The 22,110-nt window shown below is 67.9% G+C and carries 18 protein-coding genes and 2 pseudogenes; 8 read left to right on the top strand and 12 right to left on the bottom strand.

What is annotated here, in order from left to right:
- The first annotated feature begins 17 nt into the window (after positions 1–17).
- The gene (locus A5711_RS03710; protein WP_067944156.1) at positions 18–2,015 is read left to right on the top strand and encodes a hypothetical protein; all 1,998 of its coding nucleotides are present in this window, start codon (positions 18–20) and stop codon (positions 2,013–2,015) included.
- Positions 2,016–2,037: 22 nt separating this feature from the next.
- The gene (locus tag A5711_RS03715; protein ID WP_067944191.1) at positions 2,038–3,093 is read left to right on the top strand and encodes a polysaccharide deacetylase family protein; all 1,056 of its coding nucleotides are present in this window, start codon (positions 2,038–2,040) and stop codon (positions 3,091–3,093) included.
- A gap of 4 nt (positions 3,094–3,097) precedes the next feature.
- Here A5711_RS03715 and A5711_RS03720 read toward each other — a convergent pair whose 3' ends face one another.
- From A5711_RS03720 to metG, 3 genes are all read right to left on the bottom strand, one after another.
- Positions 3,098–3,460, bottom strand: a complete 363-nt coding sequence (locus A5711_RS03720) for a PAS domain S-box protein (RefSeq protein ID WP_067200408.1) — start codon at positions 3,458–3,460, stop codon at positions 3,098–3,100.
- A 167-nt stretch (positions 3,461–3,627) separates the two neighbouring features.
- Positions 3,628–4,218, bottom strand: a complete 591-nt coding sequence (locus A5711_RS03725; protein ID WP_067944158.1) for a TetR/AcrR family transcriptional regulator — start codon at positions 4,216–4,218, stop codon at positions 3,628–3,630.
- 108 nt (positions 4,219–4,326) lie between these two features.
- Positions 4,327–5,868, bottom strand: coding sequence for a methionine--tRNA ligase (metG, locus tag A5711_RS03730; protein WP_067944159.1), 1,542 nt, complete (start codon positions 5,866–5,868; stop codon positions 4,327–4,329).
- A gap of 19 nt (positions 5,869–5,887) precedes the next feature.
- Between metG and A5711_RS03735 the strand changes: the two genes are divergently transcribed.
- The 5 genes from A5711_RS03735 to A5711_RS03755 all read left to right on the top strand — a co-directional run bounded on the left by A5711_RS03735 (position 5,888) and on the right by A5711_RS03755 (position 11,928).
- Positions 5,888–6,748, top strand: a complete 861-nt coding sequence (locus tag A5711_RS03735; protein WP_067944160.1) for a TatD family hydrolase — start codon at positions 5,888–5,890, stop codon at positions 6,746–6,748.
- A 166-nt stretch (positions 6,749–6,914) separates the two neighbouring features.
- Positions 6,915–8,042: a resuscitation-promoting factor gene (locus A5711_RS03740; protein ID WP_197500945.1), complete on the top strand. Its 1,128-nt coding sequence runs from the start codon at positions 6,915–6,917 to the stop codon at positions 8,040–8,042.
- The gene (gene rsmA, locus A5711_RS03745; protein ID WP_067944192.1) at positions 8,006–8,950 is read left to right on the top strand and encodes a 16S rRNA (adenine(1518)-N(6)/adenine(1519)-N(6))-dimethyltransferase RsmA; all 945 of its coding nucleotides are present in this window, start codon (positions 8,006–8,008) and stop codon (positions 8,948–8,950) included. Before A5711_RS03740 ends, rsmA begins: the two co-directional genes overlap by 37 nt.
- A gap of 61 nt (positions 8,951–9,011) precedes the next feature.
- Positions 9,012–9,968, top strand: a complete 957-nt coding sequence (locus A5711_RS03750) for a 4-(cytidine 5'-diphospho)-2-C-methyl-D-erythritol kinase (RefSeq protein WP_067944168.1) — start codon at positions 9,012–9,014, stop codon at positions 9,966–9,968.
- Positions 9,969–10,293: 325 nt separating this feature from the next.
- Entirely contained in the window at positions 10,294–11,928 is a 1,635-nt protein-coding gene (locus tag A5711_RS03755; protein WP_067944170.1) for a fatty acyl-AMP ligase, read from the top strand.
- 10 nt (positions 11,929–11,938) lie between these two features.
- Here the strand turns inward: A5711_RS03755 and pth are convergent, their stop codons facing one another.
- From pth to A5711_RS03775, 4 genes are all read right to left on the bottom strand, one after another.
- On the bottom strand, positions 11,939–12,514 hold the full coding sequence (gene pth, locus A5711_RS03760; protein WP_067944172.1) for an aminoacyl-tRNA hydrolase: 576 nt from the start codon (positions 12,512–12,514) through the stop codon (positions 11,939–11,941).
- 12 nt (positions 12,515–12,526) lie between these two features.
- Positions 12,527–13,195: a 50S ribosomal protein L25/general stress protein Ctc gene (locus A5711_RS03765; RefSeq protein WP_067944175.1), complete on the bottom strand. Its 669-nt coding sequence runs from the start codon at positions 13,193–13,195 to the stop codon at positions 12,527–12,529.
- 139 nt (positions 13,196–13,334) lie between these two features.
- A complete protein-coding gene (locus A5711_RS03770) occupies positions 13,335–14,216 on the bottom strand; it encodes an oxidoreductase (RefSeq protein WP_067944177.1) in 882 nt (293 codons plus the stop codon).
- Between the two features lie 25 nt (positions 14,217–14,241).
- Positions 14,242–15,477, bottom strand: a complete 1,236-nt coding sequence (locus A5711_RS03775) for a cytochrome P450 (RefSeq protein ID WP_067944179.1) — start codon at positions 15,475–15,477, stop codon at positions 14,242–14,244.
- A gap of 173 nt (positions 15,478–15,650) precedes the next feature.
- On the opposite strand from A5711_RS03775, the gene A5711_RS03780 reads away from it, so the two are divergent.
- The gene (locus A5711_RS03780) at positions 15,651–18,971 is read left to right on the top strand and encodes a LuxR C-terminal-related transcriptional regulator (protein ID WP_067944193.1); all 3,321 of its coding nucleotides are present in this window, start codon (positions 15,651–15,653) and stop codon (positions 18,969–18,971) included.
- 32 nt (positions 18,972–19,003) lie between these two features.
- Here A5711_RS03780 and A5711_RS03785 read toward each other — a convergent pair whose 3' ends face one another.
- The 5 genes and pseudogenes from A5711_RS03785 to A5711_RS27420 all read right to left on the bottom strand — a co-directional run.
- Entirely contained in the window at positions 19,004–19,651 is a 648-nt protein-coding gene (locus tag A5711_RS03785) for an LpqN/LpqT family lipoprotein (RefSeq protein ID WP_067944181.1), read from the bottom strand.
- Positions 19,648–19,992 (bottom strand): arsenate reductase (glutaredoxin), encoded by a 345-nt coding sequence (arsC, locus tag A5711_RS03790; RefSeq protein WP_067944183.1) that lies wholly within the window; start codon positions 19,990–19,992, stop codon positions 19,648–19,650. Before arsC ends, A5711_RS03785 begins: the two co-directional genes overlap by 4 nt.
- Entirely contained in the window at positions 19,993–20,973 is a 981-nt protein-coding gene (locus tag A5711_RS03795) for a ribose-phosphate diphosphokinase (RefSeq protein WP_066957338.1), read from the bottom strand.
- Between the two features lie 100 nt (positions 20,974–21,073).
- Positions 21,074–21,865, bottom strand: a pseudogene (locus A5711_RS03800) (DapH/DapD/GlmU-related protein); the annotation flags it as partial.
- A 125-nt stretch (positions 21,866–21,990) separates the two neighbouring features.
- Positions 21,991–22,110: pseudogene (locus A5711_RS27420) on the bottom strand (hypothetical protein); the annotation flags it as partial.

Consider the following 22,110-nt stretch of genomic DNA (forward strand, 5'->3'; position numbering starts at 1 on the left):
TTGACGCGCATCCAACGATGCATACTGTTCCGGTGATGTACCCGAGACGTCTGGGCAAAGCGGTTGCGCTGGCCGCCGTGACCGGATTTTTGGTGATCAGCGCCCCGGCGTCGTGGGGTGCGCCCGGCGACCCGGCGACCGCGGCCGACTCGCCGACCCTGTCGCTGACCGACATTGGGTCAACCCCCACCCTGGAGTTCTGGGGTTTGACGAGCAGCCAGCAGCTGACCGTGCCTGTGCTGCACGGGCTGACGCCGACGGCGGTGAACACCACCGTCGAGCTGCCGATCAACTTGCGGTCCGGGTTGATCACCGTGACGCAGGGCGAGCGCACCATCGCCCGACTGAATCTGCCCTCCGCCGATCAATCGCCGCTCGTCATTCCGTTGGCCGGAGCGGAAGTGAATGACAACTGGCTGACGGTGACGCTGCGTTCCTACCTGGTGCCGCTCGATGGGTACTGCTTGTACCCGGAGAGCCCGCTTCGCCTGACCAACGGGTCGGTCACCTACACCGGGGTTGAACTGCCGCCCACCACGGTGGCCCATTTCCTGCCCCCGGTGCTGCGGAAGCTATCCATCTTTCTGCCGCAATCTCCGTCCGCTAACGAGGCCGACACCGCCGTTCAACTGGCCGCCTCCGTGGCCAGTCACTACGGCAGGCAGACCCCGGAGATATCCGTGACGCCGTTGGCCGAAGGACAGGCGGCACCGCCGACGCCGCCGCAAGCGCTGGAACGTCAGATCGTCGTCAAAGAGGGCCCCGACAACGGGCTTTCCCTGCAGGGCGCCGCCGGTGTGCCGTGGCTGTTGATGTCGGGACCGCTCGGCCAGTCCGACGAATCGAACACTGCCGTGCTGTTCAACGACGTGTCTCAGCTGGCCCTGTCGTCCAAGGCGGCGGTGGAACAACTGAAGCCCAGCTTGCAGCGGCCGGGCGACAGCGTCGCGCTGCGCGAGTTGGGGCAGCCGGTCGTCAACGCCACGTCACTGCAACCGCGAGTGTCGATCGGATTGGACCAGACCAGGTTCGGCAGATCCGTGCACGACCTGCGCGTGCATCTGCAGGGCTCCTACACGCCGACACCGGGCAATATCGCCGGCCAGATCACCGTGGCGGTCGGTCCGGAGACCATCGACCACTGGCCGACCGACGGCCATGGCACCATCGACCGCTGGGTCGACGTGCCGGACCGACTCCTGCAGCGGTACACCAGCCTTGACCTGGTTCTCGACGTCGCGGCGAACGTCGGACACTGCGGAGACTTCTACACCGCGGGGCCCGGCAATCAGCTCCTCACGTTGAACATCAACGGCGACAGCACGATACAGAGCACCCCCGCAGCGCCACCGGTGCCGGACGGGTTTCAGTCGGTGCCACAGTCGTTGATGCCCCGGGTGCAGGTGGGCATCGAGCCGCACTCGTTGATCGACGCCGTGCGGGCGATCAACCTCGTGGTGGGCCTGCAGCGAATAAGCTCCGTCCCGATCTACACGACGGTCACGACTGTGCAGCAGGCGATCGACTCGTCGGATCCCGCGATATTGATTTCTGCCGACGGGTGGAACCACTCCAATGTCGTGCTGCCGGTGTCCGCGGGACCCAGCGGGCCGATCACCGTAAACGCCATCCAATCCGACGGTAAACCGGCGAAGCTCGCGCTGGACCCCAATCTTCGGTTCGCCTCTCTCCAAACGGTTTTCGACCGGGGTAGGTCCCTGTTGGTGGCCACGTCGAACGGCGCACCGGCACAGCTCGACGAGCTGCTTCGGTGGCTCAACGCCGATAACAAGCGTTGGCAACGCCTCAAGGGCGTGGCCGTGGTGTCCGCACCGGGGGGACAGGATCCGGTCGCCGTCGAACACTCACCCGTGGCCGGTCCGGCCGCGGGGTCGCAGAGCCACTCCGATCTCGGCTGGCTGTGGTGGTTCGGCGCAGGCTGGATCGCAGTAGCCATAGTCGGTGTAGGTGTGATCGTGTGGCGCACCAGGCGCGAATCATGGCGGCGCCGCTAGCATTTGGCGCCTGATGTCACGACTGAGAGACTTGGCGGCCCGCCCGGCCGTCAAGAACCTCGCGGCAGGACTGCTCTGCGCCGCCGGCGTGCCGGCGTTCGCGCGGCGGCGGCACCGGGATGTGGTCGCCATCGTGATGTTCCATGGAGTCGAAGACCAACCGCTTACACCGGTCTGCCGGCACGTGCTCGGCTCGGCGCTATACCGCCGTCAATTGGAGTACATCCGTAGGCATTTCAACGTTCTTCCGCTGGAGGAGGCGCTCGATCGGCTCGCCGGGGGCACGTTGCCGCCGCGCGCGCTGGCGATCACCTTCGACGACGGCACCCGCAACCTCGCCACGCACGCGGTCCCGGTGCTGCGCGAGCTGGGACTGCCCGCGGCGGTGTTCTTGGCGACCGGCCCGATGGACAGCGGCGAAACCTTGTGGCCTGACCGGCTTTGGCTCGCGATCGCCCGCACCGCGGCTAACGAGATCGACCTCGGCGCGTTGGGACGCGGCGTTTGCTCGCTTGACGGCAGCGGCAACCGCGGCAAGGCCTACGCCGTCGCGGTTGAGGGTTTGAAAAACTTGCCCGATGCGGACCGCATCGCCGCCCTGGACGCGATTCTCGGCGCACTGGGGTACAGCGACGACGGCGACGGAGGTCCGTTCCGGGTGCTCAGCTGGAACGAAGCGCGGGCCATGGTCGGCGACGGGCTGGTGACGCTGCATCCACACTCGGTGACCCACCCGATCCTGGCCCGCTGCGACGACGACAAGGTCGAGCGGGAGATCGCCGCTTCCTGCGCGGCGCTCGAACGCGAGACTGGCTTTGTAGCAAGTATTTTCGCGTACCCCAACGGCCGACCGCAGGATTTCGACAACCGGGCCAAAGACGCGCTGCGTCGCCGCGACATCCGCTGGGCGTTGTCCACCACGGCGGGCTTCGCGGATCGCCATTGCGACCCGCTGGCGTTGCCGCGCCTGGCAGTGGCCGGCGACGCGTCGTTCAGCCACTTCCGGCTGATGGTCTCCGGCGGCCTGCCGCGCCGCTATCGGAGACGGCGCGAGACGGCCGCGGCAATCGGCCGCTGAGGGGCTAGCGGTCTTCTTGCCACAGCTGCTCGGTCAGATCCTGGAAAGCCGCGAGCACGAATTGGTCGTCGGCTCGCATCGCTGCCGACTTGCTCATCAGGGCTCGCACGACCGAGCCGTCCTTGTGCGCCAGTTCGACGACCATGTTCGCCAGGGAATGAACGACCGATAACAACGATTCCGAGGCCGGCGCCTGATGGAAGATCTGATGGAACCGGAGCGACAAGACCTCCTCGGGCTCGTAGCCCATCATCTCGGCGAACGCGGCGTTGGAAAACAGGATGGCGCCGTCATGTTCGATGGCCAGCACGGGAATTGGGATCCGCTCGAGCACCACGAGTGCCGGCAGCTGCTTCAAGGTCGTCATCGGCGAATCCCCATGTTGCCGATTACGTCGTCGCTCCACCGGCCGATTATGGCGCATAACATAGGCTATACACGAGGTCTTCGCTCAGATGAGCACGCCGAACGTGGCGGCGCCTTCCCTTTTCGCAGTCGATTCGGTTTCGCGGCGCCTTCCCCGAAGCGGCCGACTCACCTCGTCGGGGCGGGGGCGCCGCAGAATCCGCTGATCAGCATGTCGACGCGGGCGGGGTGCTGGTCCGGGCGCAACCGGCCGCTGCGGTCGAGGGTGACCAGGCCGTGCAGTGCGGCCCACACCACCTCGGTCAGCGTGTCGGGATCCCGTTGGCCCGCGACCATGTCGACGGCCGCGCGGAGTTCGGCGAAGGCCGCGGCCAGCTCGGCAGGGGTGTCCGCGGTGGCGAACTGCAACGTTGTCCTGCGGGTGAACATCGCGTCGAACAGTGCGGGGTTGTCGCGGGCGAACCCGATGAACGCCTGAGCGACTCGGGCCAGGGCGTCCCGGCCGTCGGTGGCGCCGTGGCGCGCGGTGCGCAGCGCCTCCGCGAGTTCGCCGAATCCCTCGACGGCGACCGACGCCGCGATGTCTTCCATGCCCGAGAAGTGTTTGTAGAGCACCGGTTGGCTGTATTCGATCTCGGCGGACAGCCGGCGGGTGGTAACGGCGTCCCAACCTTCTTGTTCGGCCAGCCTGCGCGCCGTGGCGGTGATCAGCCGACGACGGGCGGCGCGGTCGCGGGCGCGGCGATCCTCAATGGCCACCCCGTCATATTAGCGCCGATACAAATAATAGCAACGCTATTGACATGATCGAGATCGGCGCGAATATGACCGACGCCAACGGCGTGTCACCGTTCGCTTCGCGGGCGGCTAGTCGACTTGGTAGCGGGGGAAGACGCCGGTCGGCACCGGCAGCGCGGTGCCGGGCACCAGCCTCGTGCCGATGGCGTCGAAGCTGCGCTGCTCGGGCGGTTGCCCGAGCAGGTCGAGTAGCTTGCTCGCCGAGCCGGGCATCACCGGCTGAATCAACAGCGCCGCAATGCGAACCGCTTCGCACGTCGTGTAAAGCACCGTCGCGAATCGCTTCTGGTCTGCTTCCGACTCGCTCTTGCGCAGCACCCACGGCTGCTGAGCCGAGAAGTATCTGTTGGCCGCGCCCAGCATCAGCCAGATCGCCTCCAGCGCCAGATGCATTGCCTGACTGTCGAATTCGGCGCGCACACGCTCGAGCAGGCCGTCGGCGATGTCGAGCAGTTCGGTGTCCTCGGCGGTGAATTCGCCGGGGGTCGGCACCACTGAGTCCAGGTTCTTGGCCACCATGGACAACGACCGCTGGGCCAGATTGCCCAGCTCATTGGCCAGATCGGTGTTGATCCGGGTGATGATCGCGTCTTCGCTGTAGCTGCCGTCCTGGCCGAACGGGACCTCCCGCAACAGGAAGTAGCGGAGTTGGTCCACGCCGAAGGTGTCGATCAGGGCAACGGGGTCCACGATGTTGCCCACCGATTTGCTCATCTTCTCGCCACGGTTGAGCAGGAAGCCGTGCGCGAAAACCCTTCGCGGCAACTCGATCCCGGCCGACATCAGAAACGCCGGCCAATAGACGGTGTGGAACCGGATGATGTCCTTGCCGATCATGTGCAGATCCGCCGGCCAGTAGCGGCGGAACAGCTCCGACTCGGTGTCGGGGTAGCCCACCCCGGTCAGGTAATTGGTCAGCGCGTCGACCCAGACATACATGACGTGGTCGGGATGATCGGGTACCTTCACGCCCCAGTCGAATGAGGTGCGCGAGATCGACAGGTCGCGCAGGCCGCCGGAGACGAAACTCACCACCTCGTTTCGCCGTACCTCGGGCGCAATGAAATCCGGGTTGGCGTCATAGTGGGCCAACAGTTTGTCGGCATACGCCGACAACCGGAAGAAGTAGGTCTGCTCCTCGGTCCAGGTCACCGGCGTGCCGGTCTCGACGGCGACGCGCGTCCCGTCGACAAGCGCGGTCTCGGATTCGACGAAGAAACGCTCGTCGCGCACGGAGTACCAACCGGAATAGCTGTCCAGGTAGATGTCGCCCGCCGCCTCCATCCGCTGCCAGATCGCCTTGGAGGCTTCGTGATGGTCGGCGTCCGTGGTCCGGATGAACCGGTCGAAGGAGATGTTCAGCTTCTCCTGCAACCGTTGGAACACATCGGAGTTACGCCGGGCCAGCTCGGCGGTCGGTACGCCTTCCGCGGCTGCCGTCTCGACCATTTTGAGGCCGTGCTCGTCGGTGCCGGTCAGGAAACGCACGTCGAAGCCGTCGAGCCGCTTGAACCGGGCGATGGCGTCGGTGGCGATGTACTCGTAGGCATGCCCGACGTGCGGATCGCCGTTGGGGTAGGTGATCGCGGTCGTGACGTAGAAGGGCCTCATCGAGAGTCCACCTTATTGTGTGCCGGTGAGCTCCAAACCCCGAGAACGACGAGAACGAGAAGCCCCGCCCGCGCCGGAACCGCTGGCCCCCCTGGTCGACGCCCACACCCACCTCGACGCCTGCGGTGCGCGGGACGCCGAGGACGTGCGCGCCATCGTGGAACGCGCCGCGGCGGTCGGGGTGGAGGCGGTGGTCACGATCGCCGACGATTTGGACTCGGCGCGGTGGGTGACGCGGGCCGCCGAATGGGATCCGCGGGTGTATGCCGCGGTGGCGCTGCATCCGACACGCGCCGACGCGCTGGACGAGGGCGCACGCGTCGAGATCGAGCGGCTGGTGGCGCATCCCAGGGTGGTGGCCGTCGGCGAGACCGGCCTGGACCTCTATTGGCCCGGGCGCCTCGACGGCTGCGCGGCCCCAAAGACGCAGCGGGAAGCCTTCGCATGGCACATCGACCTGGCCAAACGGTGCGGGAAACCGCTGATGATCCACAACCGGGACGCCGACGCCGAGGTGCTGGACGTGCTGGCGGCCGAAGGCGCCCCCGACGCCGTGATCTTCCACTGCTTCTCGTCGGATGCCGCGATGGCCCGCCGGTGCGTGGACGCCGGATGGATTCTCAGCCTGTCCGGGACGGCGAGCTTCCGCAACGCCCGCGACCTGCGGGAAGCCGTCCCGCTGATACCGCTGGAGCAGCTGCTGGTGGAAACCGATGCGCCGTTCCTGACGCCGCACCCCTACCGCGGGTCGCCGAACGAGCCGTACTGCCTTCCTTATACTGTGCGAGCGGTCGCAGAACTGGTCGGTCGTCCAGCCGAAGAGCTGGCACAGGCCACCACGAACAACGCTCGGCGGGTCTACGGACTGGCTCACGGCTAAGACGCCGAACCTGGCGATTCCGTAAACAAACTCGCGCCGGAGTTGCTCAACATTGGCCGGTTCGTTACCGTCTTGTGATCGAAAGGGTGGGGCCTACGGGCCCTTATTTGTCGCTTGGTGCTGATTAGGTCGTTGGAGTGCTTGCTGTGGTCGGGATAGACGCGCGTTGACTGTATTAACAAAACTTCATCAGACCCCATCTCCGATGTTGCGGCTTGTTGTCGGAGGACTGTTAGTAGTTCTGGCGTTCGCCGGTGGGTACGCGGTCTCCGCGGTTAAGACCGTGACGCTGACCGTCGACGGCATCGCGATGCGGGTGACGACCATGAAGGCGCGGGTCATCGACATCGTCCAGGAGAACGGCTTCGCCGTCGACGAGCGCGACGACCTGTACCCCGCCGGAGACGTCAAGGTGCACGACGCCGCCAACATCGTGCTCCGCCGCAGCCGGCCGCTGCAGATCTCGCTGGACGGCCACGACACCAAGCAGGTGTGGACGACGGCGTCGACCGTCGACGAGGCGCTGGCCCAACTCGCCATGACCGACACGGCCCCCGCCGCGGCCTCCCGCGGTAGCCGGGTCCCGCTGGCCGGGATGGCGCTGCCCGTCGTCAGCGCGAAGACGGTTCGCATCAACGACGCCGGCGCGACCCGCACGGTCCACCTGCCGGCACCGAACGTCGGGGGGCTGCTCAGCGCCGCCGGCGCGCCCCTCCTCGAGGGCGATCAGGCGGTACCCAACGCGGCTTCGCCCATCGTCGACGGCATGGAGATCCAGGTGACGCGTAACCGGATCCAGCGGGTCACCGAGCGGATGCCGTTGCCGCCCAATGCCCGTCGGGTCGAGGACCCAGACATGAACATGAGCCGCCAGGTGGTCGAAGACCCGGGAGCCCCGGGCACCCAGGACGTCACGTTCGCGGTGGCCACGGTCAACGGGGTCGAGACCGGCCGGTTGCCGATCGCCAATACCGTGATCACGCCGGCCCGTGAGGCCGTGGTGCGGGTGGGTACGCGGCCCGGCACCGATGTGCCACCGGTCACCAACGGATCCATCTGGGACGCGATCGCGGGCTGCGAGGCCGGCGGGAACTGGGCGATCAACACCGGCAACGGCTACTACGGTGGCGTCCAGTTCGACCAGGGCACGTGGGAGCGCAACGGTGGGCTGCGATTCGCTTCGCGCGCCGACCTGGCCACCCGCGAAGAACAGATCGCGATCGCCGAGGTCACCCGAGAGCGTCAGGGTTGGGGCGCCTGGCCGGTGTGCAGCGGAAGAGCTGGTGCCAACTGACCATCCGGCTGCTCGGTCGCACCGAGATCAGGCGGCTTGCCAAAGAACTTGACCTTCGGCCACGGAAATCGCTCGGGCAGAACTTCGTTCACGACGCCAACACGGTCCGCCGGATCGTCGCGACTTCCGGGATAGGCCGTTCCGACCACGTCCTCGAGGTGGGCCCCGGACTGGGCTCACTCACGCTGGCCCTGCTCGACCGCGGCGCCATCGTCACGGCCGTCGAGATAGACCCGGTGCTGGCCGAGCGGTTGCCGCAAACCGTCGCCGAGCATTCGCGCAGCGAGATCAACCGGCTCACCGTGCTCAACCGCGACGTCCTGACCCTTCGGCATGACGAGCTGGCCGCCCAGCCCAACGCGGTCGTCGCCAACCTCCCTTACAACGTCGCGGTGCCCGCGATTTTGCATCTGCTCGCCGAATTCCCGTCCATTCAGACCGTGACCGTCATGGTGCAAGCGGAGGTGGCCGAACGGCTGGCCGCCGAACCGGGCGGCAAGGAGTACGGCGTCCCGAGCGTGAAGGTCCGGTTCTTCGGCGCGGTTCGGCGGTGCGGCATGGTGTCGCCGACGGTCTTCTGGCCGATCCCGCGCGTCTATTCCGGGCTGGTTCGCATCGACCGCCATGCCGCCCCGCGCTGGCCCACCGACGAAGCCTTCCGGCGTCAGGTATTCCAGCTGGTGGACATCGCGTTCGCGCAGCGGCGCAAGACGGCTCGCAACGCGTTCGCGGAGTGGGCCGGCTCGGGCAACGAGTCGGCGAACCGGCTGTTGGCCGCCAGCATCGACCCGTCCCGTCGCGGTGAGACGCTGTCCATTGAGGACTTTGTGCGGCTGTTGCGGCGATCGGCCGACACCACCGTCACCTCCGGGCCGCCCGCGGCCGAACAGCAGCCTTCCCCGAGCTGACTGTGGTTCCTTCGGGGCGCCGCTGCGTGTAGTTGACCGGCGGCAGCGATAGTCTGCTGCGGTGTCCGCATCTGACGGCAATACCGCCGCCCAGTGGGTGCCCACCGGGTCGGTCACCGTTCGGGTGCCCGGAAAGGTCAACCTCTACCTGGCGGTCGGCGATCGCCGGGAGGACGGCTATCACGAGCTCACCACCGTTTTTCAGGCCGTCTCACTGCTCGACGAGGTGACGGTCCGCAACGCCGACGTGCTGTCGCTCGAGCTCGTCGGCGAGGGCGCCGACACGCTGCCCACCGACGAACGCAACCTCGCCTGGCAGGCCGCCGAACTGATGGCCGAACACGTCGGCCGGGCGCCCGACGTCTCGATCATGATCGACAAATCCATCCCGGTGGCCGGCGGGATGGCCGGCGGCAGCGCCGACGCGGCCGCGGTGCTGGTCGCCATGAACTCGCTGTGGGAGCTCAACGTGCCCCGGCGCGACCTGCGCATGCTCGCCGCACGCCTGGGTAGCGACGTGCCCTTCGCCCTGCACGGCGGCACCGCACTGGGCACCGGCCGCGGCGAGGAGTTGGCCACTGTGTTGTCGCGCAACACCTTCCACTGGGTGTTGGCGTTCGCCGACGGTGAGTTGCTGACGCCGGCGGTGTTCGTCGAGCTGGACCGGCTCCGCGAAGCGGGGGACCCGCCGCGGCTCGCCGGCCCGGGCCCGGTGCTGGCGGCTTTGGCCGCGGGCGACCCGGAACAGCTGGCGTCGCTGCTGGGCAACGAGATGCAGGCGGCCGCCGTGAGCCTGAATCCGAAGCTGCGCCGAACCCTGCGAGCCGGGGTCGAGGCCGGTGCGCTGGCGGGCATCGTGTCCGGCTCGGGCCCGACATGCGCCTTCTTGTGCCCCTCGGCCGCCTCGGCGGTCGACGTCGGCGCCCAGGTGTCCGGGGCGGGTGTCTGCCGGACGGTACGGGTAGCGACCGGGCCGGTGGCGGGGGCGCGTGTGGTGCCGACGCCCACCGAAGTGTGAAAAGCACCCCAAAAACCGCATTCGTTTGGGCTGTTCCCTAAGAGGAGTTTAAGATATGCGCGGTGACGAGTCGCGCTGAGCAAGATCACACATTTCTGTCGTCCGCCGGGGTCTCCGGCGGGCGACTGATGCTTCGGGCCCACCGGCGGTTCTCGGGCCCGCTTCCCGCTCATCGGCCGGCCGAACGGCAGGTAGCCGACTCATCGCCGATTCGAGACCTAACCGCCGCCCGACTGTGTTTGCGCGCCTGTTCCGAAGCGTTACCCAGTGGGCGGAATATGAAATCCCGGGCGTTGGGCCAAGCGCCGGAACCGAGGAGGTTTGCGTGAGCAGGTTTACCGAGAAGATGTACCGCAATGCCCGTAACGCGACGACGGGCATGGTCACCGGTGAACCGCACGAGCCGGTCCGGCACACCTGGGGCGAGGTCCACGAGCGCGCCAGTCGCATCGCGGGCGGCCTGGCCGCCGCCGGGATCGGCCTGGGCGACGCGGTCGGTGTCCTGGCCGGCTTCCCGGTGGAGATCGCCCCGACGGCGCAGGGCCTCTGGATGCGCGGGGCCAGCCTGACGATGCTGCACCAGCCCACGCCGCGCACCGACCTGGCCGTGTGGGCCGAAGACACCATGACCGTCATCGGCATGATCGAGGCCAAGGCCGTCATCGTTTCCGAGCCGTTCCTGGTGGCCATCCCCGTGCTGGAGGAGAAGGGGATCAAGGTCCTCACCGTCGCCGACCTGCTGGCGTCGGAGCCGATCGACCCCGTCGAGGTCGGCGAGGACGACCTCGCGCTGATGCAGTTGACGAGTGGCTCCACCGGTTCTCCCAAAGCCGTCCAGATCACCCATCGCAACATCTACTCCAACGCCGAGGCGATGTTCATCGGCGCCGAGTATGACGTCGACAGGGATGTCATGGTGAGCTGGCTGCCCTGCTTCCACGACATGGGCATGGTCGGCTTCCTGACCATCCCGATGTACTTCGGCGCGGAGCTGGTCAAGGTCACGCCGATGGACTTCCTGCGTGACACGTTGCTGTGGGCCAAGCTGATCGACAAGTACAAGGGCACCATGACCGCGGCGCCCAACTTCGCCTACGCCCTGCTGGCCAAGCGATTGCGGCGCAACGCCAAGCCCGGCGATTTCGACCTGTCCACCCTGCGTTTCGCGCTCTCGGGTGCCGAGCCCGTGGAACCGGCCGACGTGGAGGACCTGCTCGACGCCGGCAAGCCGTTCGGCCTGCGGCCGTCGGCGATCCTGCCGGCCTACGGCATGGCCGAGACGACGCTGGCCGTGTCGTTTTCGGAGTGCAACGCCGGTCTGGTCGTCGACGAGGTCGACGCCGACCTGCTGGCCGCCCTGCGCCGTGCCGTGCCCGCCACCAAGGGCAACACCCGCAGGCTGGCGACCCTGGGCCCGCTCCTGCAAGACCTCGAGGCGCGCATCATCGACGAGAACGGCGACGTGATGCCGCCGCGCGGCGTCGGCGTCATCGAGCTGCGCGGGGAGTCGCTGACGCCCGGCTACCTGACCATGGGCGGTTTCATCCCGGCGCAGGACGAGAACGGCTGGTATGACACCGGTGACCTCGGCTACCTGACCGAGGACGGGCACGTCGTGGTCTGCGGCCGCGTCAAGGACGTCATCATCATGGCGGGCCGCAACATCTACCCCACCGACATCGAGCGGGCCGCCTGCCGCGTCGAGGGGGTGCGGCCCGGCTGCGCCGTCGCGGTGCGCCTGGACGCCGGCCACTCACGCGAAACGTTCGCCGTCGCCGTCGAGTCCAACGCCTGGCAGGACCCCGCCGAGGTGCGCCGCATCGAGCACCAGGTCGCCCGCGAAGTGGTGGCCGAGGTCGACATGCGGCCCCGCAACGTCGTGGTGCTCGGGCCGGGCACCATCCCGAAGACACCGTCGGGCAAGCTGCGCCGGTCCCACTCCGCCACCCTGGTCACCTAAGCCGCGGCGGTTACCAGGCGTGGACCTGGTTCTGCGCCGGCTCCAGTCCCACCTGGATGAGCAACTCGGTGGCGTCCGCGGCCTGCTCGCAAATGGTCGGGACCTCGCCGCGCTCGGCGGCGGTGAAGTTCTCCAACACGAAAGCCGCCGGGTCTTTGCGCCCCGGCGGCCGGCCGATCCCGATGCGGACCCGCTGAAACTCCTTGGTGCCCAGCGCGGACGCGACCGAGCGCAGCCCGTTATGGCCGCCCTCGCCGCCGCCGATCTTGAGCCGGATGCGGCCGAAGTCGAGGTCGAGGTCGTCGTGGACGACGATGATGTCGGCCGGGGTCACCGAGTAGAACTTCGCCAACGGCCCGACCTGGCGGCCGGACTCGTTCATGTAGCAGCGCGGCTTGGCCACCAACACCGAGCGCCCCGCCAGCCGGCCGCTGACCACCTCGGCGCCGGAACGCTTGTGCACCTTGAACTTCGAGCCCAGCCGTTCGGCGAGCAGGTCGGCGACCATGAACCCGAGGTTGTGCCGGGTGCGGGCGTAGTTGTCTCCGGGATTGCCCAGGCCGACCACCAGCAACGGCTCGGCCACGTTGCGGTCCGCCTACTCGGACTCGTCCGCGGGGGCCCCGGAATCTGTGGCCTCGCCGGCCTCCGCTTCCGCGGGGGCTGCTTCGGCCTCGGCGACCTCGCCCGCGCCCTCTTCCTCGAGGTCCTCGGCGGTCGGCGCGGTCACCACGTTCACCACCAGCATCTCCGGGTCGGAGATCAGGTTGACGCCCTTCGGCAGTGCGATCTGCCCGGCGGTGAACTGGGTGCCCGGCTCGGCGTCCTCGACGGACACCGTCAGCTGCTCGGGGATCGAGAGCGCGTCGGCCTCGATCTCGATGGTGTTGGTGTCCTGAGTGACCAGGGTGCCGGGAACGGCGTCGCCCTCGATGACGACCCGGACCTCGACCACGACCTTCTCCCCGCGGCGCACGACCAGCAGGTCGGCGTGCTGGATGGTGCGGCGGATCGGGTGGATGTCGAGCGCCTTGGTCAGCGCCAGCTGTTCCTTGCCGTCGATGTCCAGGGTCAGCACCGCATTGGTGCCCGCGTGGCGCAGCACGGCGGCGAAGTCGTGACCGGGCAGCTCGAGGTGCTGCGGGTCGCTGCCGTGGCCGTAGAGGACGGCGGGAATCTTGCCTTCGCGGCGGGCTCGGCGGGACGCGCCCTTGCCGGTCTCGGTTCGCACCGTGGCGGTGAGTTGGTTGCCTGCGGACTTGGCCATCGTGTCGCTCCTGTGTGCTCAATGCCTGAGTGTCGGGGCACGGCCGGGGTCGCGACAGTTCGTCGGTCTCCGTCGATAACGGTGCTGGCTGGCCAGCCACCCTCGCCGTGACGCCCGGTCAGGTTAGCGCATCCGCACCTCAGAGCGGAAATTTGGTGCCGGTGAGCTGCTCGGACAGCTCCCACAGCGCCGCCGCCATCGCCGGGTCCTGCGCCCGGCGGCTACGTCCGACCGATTGAGTGCGGCCGGTCTGGCCGAACCGCGGCCCGACGAACGTGTCGCCCGGCAGGTCCTGCGAGGCGGCGTAGAGCGTTTGCCGGGCGCCGAAGTCGGCGTCGGTGGCCACCACGCGGGTGACGGCCGACATCAGCGCGTCGCCGAGCTTCCGGCCGGATGCGCCCTGCAGGTTGGTGTGCGAGTAGCCGGGATGGGCGGCCAGCGCGCGCAGCGTGGAACCGGCCGCATCCAGGCGTCGCTGCAGCTCGCTGGTGAACAGCAGGTTGGCGAGCTTGGACTGGCTGTAGGCCAGCCAGGGTGAGTATCGCCGCCGCTCCCAGTTCAGGTCGTCGAGGCTGATCCGTCCCGCCCAGTGCGCCATCGACGACACCGTGACCACCCGGTCGGTGAGCTTGGGCAGCAGCAGGTTGGTCAGCGCGAAGTGACCGAGGTGGTTGGTGCCGATCTGGCTCTCGAACCCGTCGATGGTCCGGGCGTACGGGGCGGCCATGATGCCGGCGTTGTTGATCAGCACGTCGGCCTTGTCCACCCCGTCGGCGAACTCCCGCACCGACGACAGATTCTGCAAGTCGAGTGGGCGCACCTCGACCGGGCCGGTATGTGAGCCCCTGATCTGCAGCGCGGCCTTCTCGCCCTTGCGAACGTCGCGGACGGCCATGACGAGCGTCGCGCCTCGCCGCGCCAGCTCGCGGGCGGTCACCGCGCCCAGTCCGCTGTTGGCCCCGGTGACGATCACGCTGCGCCCGGCGAACGACGGCAGGTCTGCGGCGGTCCAGTTGGTCATGCCTGACGAGCCTAATAGGACTCCCTCAGTGCCCGGTGTCGAACTCCAGCGGCACCGTGGTGGGCCCGGTGATGCCGATGATGGCCCTCCACTGCGCGGGGCCGGCCGCGCGGGCATTGGGCATGCGCTGGGTGATGACGCGAAGCGCCTCGGTCAGCTCCAAGCGCGCCAGGTGGGCGCCGAGGCAGTAGTGCACGCCACCGCCGAAGGTGAGCATGGGCGCGGCGCCCTCGCGGGTGATGTCGAGGCGGTCCGGGCGGTCGTAGACACTGGGGTCACGGTTGGCCGCGGCGGTGTTGGCCAGCACGAGCGTGCCCGCGGGAACGCGAACGCCGGCCAGGTCGACATCTTCGGCGGCCCGCCGGATGGTGCCGAAAATGATTGGCCAGTAACGCATCAGCTCGTGGACCGCGTTGGCCGCCAGCTCAGGACGCCGGGCGAGCAACGCCCATTGGTCGGGGTGCGCGCAGAGCGCTTGCACCGCCGCCGCGAGCTGGTTGCGCGTGGTGTCGGTGCCGGCTCCCAGCAGCGTGGCGCACAACATGAGCAACTCGTCATGGGTGAGCCGGTCGCCGTCCTCCTCGGCGCGAATGAGGTCGGAGACGAGGTCGTCGGTCAGTGATGCGCGCCGGCGGGCGATCAGGTCTTCGAGGTAGGCGTCGAGCTGGTCCCAGGCGGCCAGGATCGCCGGGGCGTCCTCGGCGACGTTCCAGTCGAAGAGCTTCTTGATGTCGTCGGTCCAGTCGGAGAACAGCTGCCAGTCCTCGGGCGGCGCGCCGAGCAGGGCGCAGATGATCGGGGTGGGGTAGCGGCGGGAGATGTCGGACACCACGTCGCAATGCCCGGCCTCGGTCAGCGGATCGACCAATCCGTTGATCACCTCGACGATCAGCGAACGCAGCCGCTCGGCACCACGCGGCGCGAACGCCTTGGATACCAGCCGGCGCAGCCGGTGGTGCTGGGCACCGTCGAGTCCGAGGATGTTGGCGGTCGCCCTGTCCCACAACGGGCCGGAGGTGACGCCTTGCAGGTCGAGCCCGAGGCCGTGGGCCGTGATGAAGCGGGGGTCCCGCAGTACCTGGTGGGCCAGTTCGTAGCTCAGCACCTCCGGCCCCCGCGGCCCCATGGCGATCGGGGACTGTTCGCGGGCGGCGGCGATGGCGTGGTGCGCCTCGTCGGGATCGGTGAGGTGGTCATAGGAGAAGAAAGGCACCCCGGCGTCGAACACGCTCGGGCACTCACTGGTTTGGACGGTGGTCATAGCGGTCTCCTCACTCGGCGTTGAGTCGACTATCGGGGGGCGGGCGACAAAGACCATCCGCCGCAGCGCGTAAATGTGCGCGGTCGACCGCGTAGGTTTCGGCGGCGCTTTCGGGGAAGATCTACGCGCTGTGGCCGATGTTTGCGTGCTGGGAGCCCGCGAAGCTGGCTACCATGAGCCAACACGCGGAGATGCCGTCGCTGAACTGGAACGAGTTGGGCGTGAGCGAGTTGCTGCCGACAGGCACGGTGACGTTGCTGCTGGCCGATGTCGAGGGCTCGACCGGGCTCTGGGAAACCCGGGCTGAGGAAATGACCGCTGCGCTGACCCGGCTGAACAAGACCGTCAACGACGCCGTCGACGCGCACGACGGTGTTCGCCCACTCGAGCAGGGCGAGGGGGACAGCTTCGTGGCCGCCTTCGCCCGCGCGTCCGACGCGGTGGCGTGCGCGCTTGCCGTGCAGTGCGCCCCGCTGGCGCCCATTCGGCTGCGGATCGGGATACACACCGGCGAGATCCAGTTGCGCGACGACGCCAACTACGCGGGACCCACCATCAACCGCACGGCCCGGCTACGCGATCTCGCGCATGGTGGGCAGACGGTGTTGTCGGGCGCGACCGAAGCCATGGTGGTGGACCGGCTGCCCGACGGCGTGTGGCTCGCCGACCTGGGTAGCTACCCGCTGCGCGATCTGCCGCGCCCGGAGCGCGTCGTGCAGCTGTGCCATCCCGACCTGGTCAACGAATTTCCGCCGCTGCGAGTGGGCAATGCGGTTGCCGCGCATAATCTTCCGACCCAATTGACGAGTTTCATTGGGCGCGAACAAGAAATCGAGCAGTTGCGACACATCGTCGCGGACAACCGCATGGTGAGCCTGACCGGGGCGGGCGGCGTGGGCAAGACGCGGCTTGCCATCGAGATCGCTTCCGATCTCAGCGACCGCTTCCCCGACGGGCAGTGGTACGTCGACCTCGCGCCGATCACGATTCCCGCCGTGGTGCCGGTCGCCGTCGCGCGTGCGCTCGGGCTTCCCGATCAGCAGGGGCGTTCTACCACGGAACTATTGGTGCGGTTCTTCGGTCGGCGGAACGTGTTGCTGTTACTGGATAACTGCGAGCACCTGATCGACGCGTGCGTGTCGCTGACCGAGGAATTGCTCAAGGCGTGCCCGCAGCTGACCATCCTGGCCACCAGCCGCGAACCGCTCGGCGTGCCGGGCGAATTCGGTTGGCGGGTACCGTCCTTGAGCTTGGCTGACGAAGCGATCGAGTTGTTCGCCGACCGCGCTCGGCGCTCGCGACCCGACTTCATTGTGGGAGAAGATAATCGGGCGCCGGTCGAAGAAATCTGCCGGCGGTTGGATGGCATGCCGTTGGCGATCGAGCTTGCCGCCGCACGGGTTCGGGCGCTGTCGTTACAGCAGATCCTCGACAGCCTGCATGACCGGTTCCGGCTCCTCACCGGGGGCGCCCGCACCGCGGTGCGCCGCCAGCAGACGCTGCGGGCCTCGGTGGATTGGTCGCATGCGCTGCTCACCGAACCCGAACGAATTTTGTTCCGCCGCTTGGCCGCATTTGCGGGCGACTTCGACCTGCACGCCGCCCAAGCCGTCGGTGCCGGCAGCGAGGTCGAGAGCTACCAATTGTTGGACCAGTTGAGCCTGTTGGTCGACAAATCTCTGGTGGTCGCCGAGGAGACCGGAGCCGGGATGCGCTACCGGTTGTTGGAGACGGTTCGTCAATATGCGCAGGAAAAACTCGGTGAGTCCGGTGAGTCTGACGAGGTGCGGACCCGCCACCGCGACTACTACACCGCGAAGGCCGCGGAACTGGCGTCAGAGGGCCATTCCCGCGATGAGCTGCTGTTGCATTGGGGAGAAACGGAAGTCGACAATCTGCGGGCCGCCTTCACCTGGTGCCGCGAGAATTCCGACCTGGAGAGCGGGCTGAGGCTTATCTCATTACTCCGACCGCTGTGGCTGCGAGGCGGGCGCACCCTGGAGGGCATAGCCGGACTGGACTCGATTCTCAACGAGGCAGGTCATTCCGGGATCGCTCCGGCAGTGCGAGCGGGTGCAGTGGTCGAGCGACAGGTCCTCGCGGCGTGGATCGGAATCCCCACGGAGTTGGGGCCCGCTGAGGACGCGCTTGGAATAGCACGACAGCTCGACGATCCGACGCTGGTCACCCGGGCGCTGATCGGTTGCGGCATGAGCACCGTTTACAGCTCGGAGGTGGCGCAGCCCTACTTCGCGGAGGCGATCGACCTCGCCGGCGCCGCCGGTGATTTGTGGAGCCTTTGCCAGATCTACAGCCACCAGGCGACGGTGGGTGCCTTCGCAGGGCGACCAGTCGAGGCGCGCGCGGCCGCCGAAAGGGGGCGTGCTCTCGCCGACACGCTGGGTGACAAGTTCTTCTCTCGCAATTGTCGAACCTGGCTCGGTATCGCGCTGATGATGCAGGGGCATCTCGCCGAGGCCAAGGAGGTGGGGAGGACTTTGGCGCAGGAGGCGGAGGCGGCGGGCGAGGTAGTAATGAAAACCTATGGCCACACGGTCCACAGCGTTGTGCTCAGTCGCCTGGGTCGCGCCGCCGCCGCGCGATCCGCCGCCGAGTCCGCCCTGGTGGCCGCCGAGGCGATGGGCGGGTCGTCCGAAGACACGGTGTACGCGATGCTCGCCGACGCCGTGCTGACCGACGGCGATGCGGACGAGGCGCTGCGGTTTTGTGAGACGGCATGGCAGCGCACCAGTCCCTCGCGGGAGGTGTTCACCAGAAGCGTCAACCCGATCGCCGAGGCCGCACTTGCCTGCGGCCACCTGGACGTCGCCCGCCGATGGGCCGACGAGAACGTCACCATCGTGCCGGGCTACCAGCAGGTGGTGGCACTGACGGCGCGCGCCTACATCGCGCTGGCACAGGGCGAACCGGACGAAGCGGAGCGTGACGCGCACGACGCCCTGGCGGTCGCCGCCCGCGTCCAGGGATACCTTCGGGTGCCCGACACGCTGGAATGCCTGGCGTGCCTGGCGGTAGACGCCGGCAAACACGCGCACGCGGCTCGCGTGCTGGGCGCGGCGGATGGCATGCGGCGGCGGACGGGTGAGGTTCGCCGCCCGATGTACGAATCCGGCTACCAGGCCGTGCTGGCGAAGGCGCGAGAAGCGCTGCCGAACAGCGACTTCGACACCAATTGGGCCGAAGGCGCCGACATGTCCACCGATGAGGCGATCGCCTACGCACAGCGCGGGCGCGGCGAGCGTAAGCGCCCGGCCAGCGGGTGGGGATCGCTGACCCCGACGGAGCAGGACGTGGTGCGTCTGGTCCGGGAAGGCTTGGGCAACAAGGACATCGGGGCCCGCCTGTTCATCTCACCGCGTACGGTTCAAACCCATCTCACCCACGTCTACGCCAAACTCGGGATCACTTCGCGAGTCCAGCTAGTCCAGTTGTCGCTCGGAGGCGGGCAAAACGCGCAGTCCTACACGCAGTGATTCATGTGACGGAAGTGGCGCGCACTGGCCAATCACTTCGCCGCGACGACGAATCCTCGCATGATCGCCTCGATGTCGGTCGACTGCGCGACCGCCTCGTTGGCCAGGCCGGTGATGGTCAGCTGAACCAGGTATCGCTGCTTGGCGGGCGGGGAACCGGTGGCGATGACGATCCGGTTGAAGCTGTGTAGCCGGGTGCCATCCAAGTCGTAGCTGCCCTGAATCATCGACGAAGGGAAGCCGTTGTAGGGCGTCGTCGAGGCGTCCAGCTGCTTGAAGTCTTGGAACAATTGGGCGTCGTCGTTGCCGTGCTGGATCACTTGTGCGGCGTCGAAGTCGCCGTGCAGTACGAACACCACGAGTCTGGCGGTCGGATACTTGCCGCCCTTGGAGATCATCAGCGTCTTCGGGGAGATGTGCGGATTGTTCGCGACCGACCAGCCCGGGGGTGTCGGTATCGACACCGTCAGGTCGGGCAGGTTGCCCGGCGCGACCTGCTCGCCGGTCACACCGATGTTCTGCAGATATTGCGACAGCGGCACGGGCTTGGCGACCCGTGTCGTGGTCGTCGTAGTTGTCGGCGTCGTGGACCAGATCGATTGATAGTCGGGCGTTTTCGGGCCGCACGCCACCGCGGGCAGCGTCACCGCAATTGCGGCGGCCGCGCAGGCACGTCTCACAGAATCTCGCGGACCGTGTCGACCGGCCGAGCCAGCCGGGTGCCCTTCGGTGTGACGACGAACGGCCGCTCGATCAGGATCGGGTGTTCGGCCATCGCGTCGAGCAGCTGCTCGTCGGTGGCGTCGGCCAGACCCAGTTCGGCGTACAGCGCTTCCCGCTTGCGCACCGCGGTGCGCACGTCGATCCCGGCGTCGTTGATCATGTTGATCAGTTCGTCGCGGGACGGGGGGTTCTTCAGGTATTCGACGACCGTCGGCTCAAACCCGCTGTCGCGCAACAAGTCCAGCGTCTTGCGGGACGTGCTGCACTTCGGGTTGTGGTAGATGACGGTATCGGCCATCTAGGCGTCCCCGTCGAATAGCCCCGTGACGGAGCCGTTTTCGAAGACGGCGCGAATGGTGCTGGCCAACAGCGGCGCGATGGACAGGACGGTGAGCTGGGGGAAGCGCTTCTCCTCGCCGATCGGCAGCGTGTTGGTGACGATCACCTCGCGGGCGCCCGACGCCGCGAGCCGCTCGGCGGCCGGGTCGGACAGCACGCCGTGGGTGGCGGCGATGATGACGTCGGCGGCGCCGTCGTCGCGAAGCAGCTGCACAGCGCCGGCAATGGTGCCGCCGGTATCGATCATGTCGTCGATCAGCACGCAGGTCCTGCCCTGCACCTCGCCGACGACGCGGTTGGACACCACCTGGTTGGGCACCCGCGGATCCCGGGTCTTGTGGATGAAGGCGAGCGGGACGCCGCCCAGCGCGTCGGCCCACTTCTCGGCGATGCGCACGCGGCCGGAGTCGGGGGAGACGACCACCATGTTTCCGTCCGGGTAGTTGTCCCGGATGTAGCCGGTGAGCAGGTTCTGCCCGCGCATGTGGTCGACCGGCCCGTCGAAGAAGCCCTGGATCTGGTCGGTGTGCAGGTCCACGGTCACGATCCGGTCGGCACCGGCCGTCTTGAGCAGGTCGGCGACCAGTCGCGCCGAGATCGGTTCGCGGCCGCGATGCTTCTTGTCCTGGCGGGCGTAGGGGTAGAACGGCATGACGGCGGTGATCCGCTTGGCGCTGCCCCGTTTGAGCGCGTCGATCATGATCAGCTGTTCCATCAGCCAGTCGTTCACCGGCGCGGGGGCCGACTGCAGGACGAACGCGTCGCACCCGCGGACCGACTCGTGGAACCGGACGAAGATCTCGCCGTTGGCGAACTCCCGCGCCGTCTGAGCGGTGACGTGGACGTCGAGCTCTTTTGCCACCTGCTCGGCCAACTCCGGGTGCGCACGGCCGGAGAAGAGCATCAGGTTTTTGCGGTTGTCGGTCCAGTCGTGGCTCAACGCGCTGCCCTCGCCGTTCGGATCAGAAGTGGATGGCCAATCGTACGTAGCGAATGGTACGGAAATGTGGCCGGGTTACCAGATACCAAAGTCACGATGTCTATTCGGGCCCGGATGTCTCGTGGTCGGCCTTCGCCGCCTTCGCGGCCGCTTCCGCCGCCGCGCTGCCCGGCCGTTTGCGCTGCACCCAGCCCTCGATGTTGCGTTGCGGTCCGGCGGACACCGCCAGCGCGCCCGGCGGGATGTCCTCGCGCACCACGGTCCCGGCGCCGGTGTACGCCCCGTCGCCGACCGTCACCGGGGCGACGAACATGGTGTCGGACCCGGTGCGCACGTGCGAGCCGATGGTGGTGCGGGCCTTGGACGTGCCGTCGTAGTTGACGAACACGCTGGACGCTCCGATGTTGCTGTGCTCGCCGATGTCGGCGTCGCCGACGTAGGTCAGGTGCGGAACTTTCGTGCCGGCGCCGATGGTCGAGTTCTTGGTCTCGACGAACGCGCCGAGCTTGCCGTCGTCGCCCAACACCGTTCCGGGCCGCAGGTAGGTGAAGGGACCGACCGTGGCGCCGGCGCCGATGGCCGACGACGTGGCGTGGGTGCGCACCACCGATGCGCCGTCGCCGACGGTGACGTCGGTGAGCGTGGTGTCCGGGCCGACGACGCAGTGGCCGCCGAGCTGGGTGCGGCCCAGTAGCTGCGTGCCGGGGTGGATGACGGTGTCGCGGCCGATCGTGACGTCGACGTCGATCCAGGTGGTCGCCGGGTCGATGACGGTCACCCCGGCCATCTGGTGGGCGGCGACGATCCGGCGGTTGAGTTCGGCGCCCAGCTCCGCGAGCTGGACGCGGTTGTTGACGCCGGCGACCAGGGCGCTGTCGTCGACGCGCTGAGCCGGCTGAGCTCCAACAACGCCCAGCAGGAGCTCTACCTGACCGACGTCATCTCGATCCTGCGCGGCGATGGGCAGGCCGTCCACGCCCAGCGCGTCGACGACAGCGCCCTGGTCGCCGGGTCGATGACGGTCACCCCGGCCATCTGGTGGGCGGCGACGATCCGGCGGTTGAGTTCGGCGCCCAGCTCCGCGAGCTGGACGCGGTTGTTGACGCCGGCGACCAGGGCGCTGTCGTCGACGCGCTG

Source organism: Mycobacterium sp. E2238 (genome assembly GCF_001672665.1).
Classification (GTDB): Bacteria; Actinomycetota; Actinomycetes; order Mycobacteriales; family Mycobacteriaceae; genus Mycobacterium.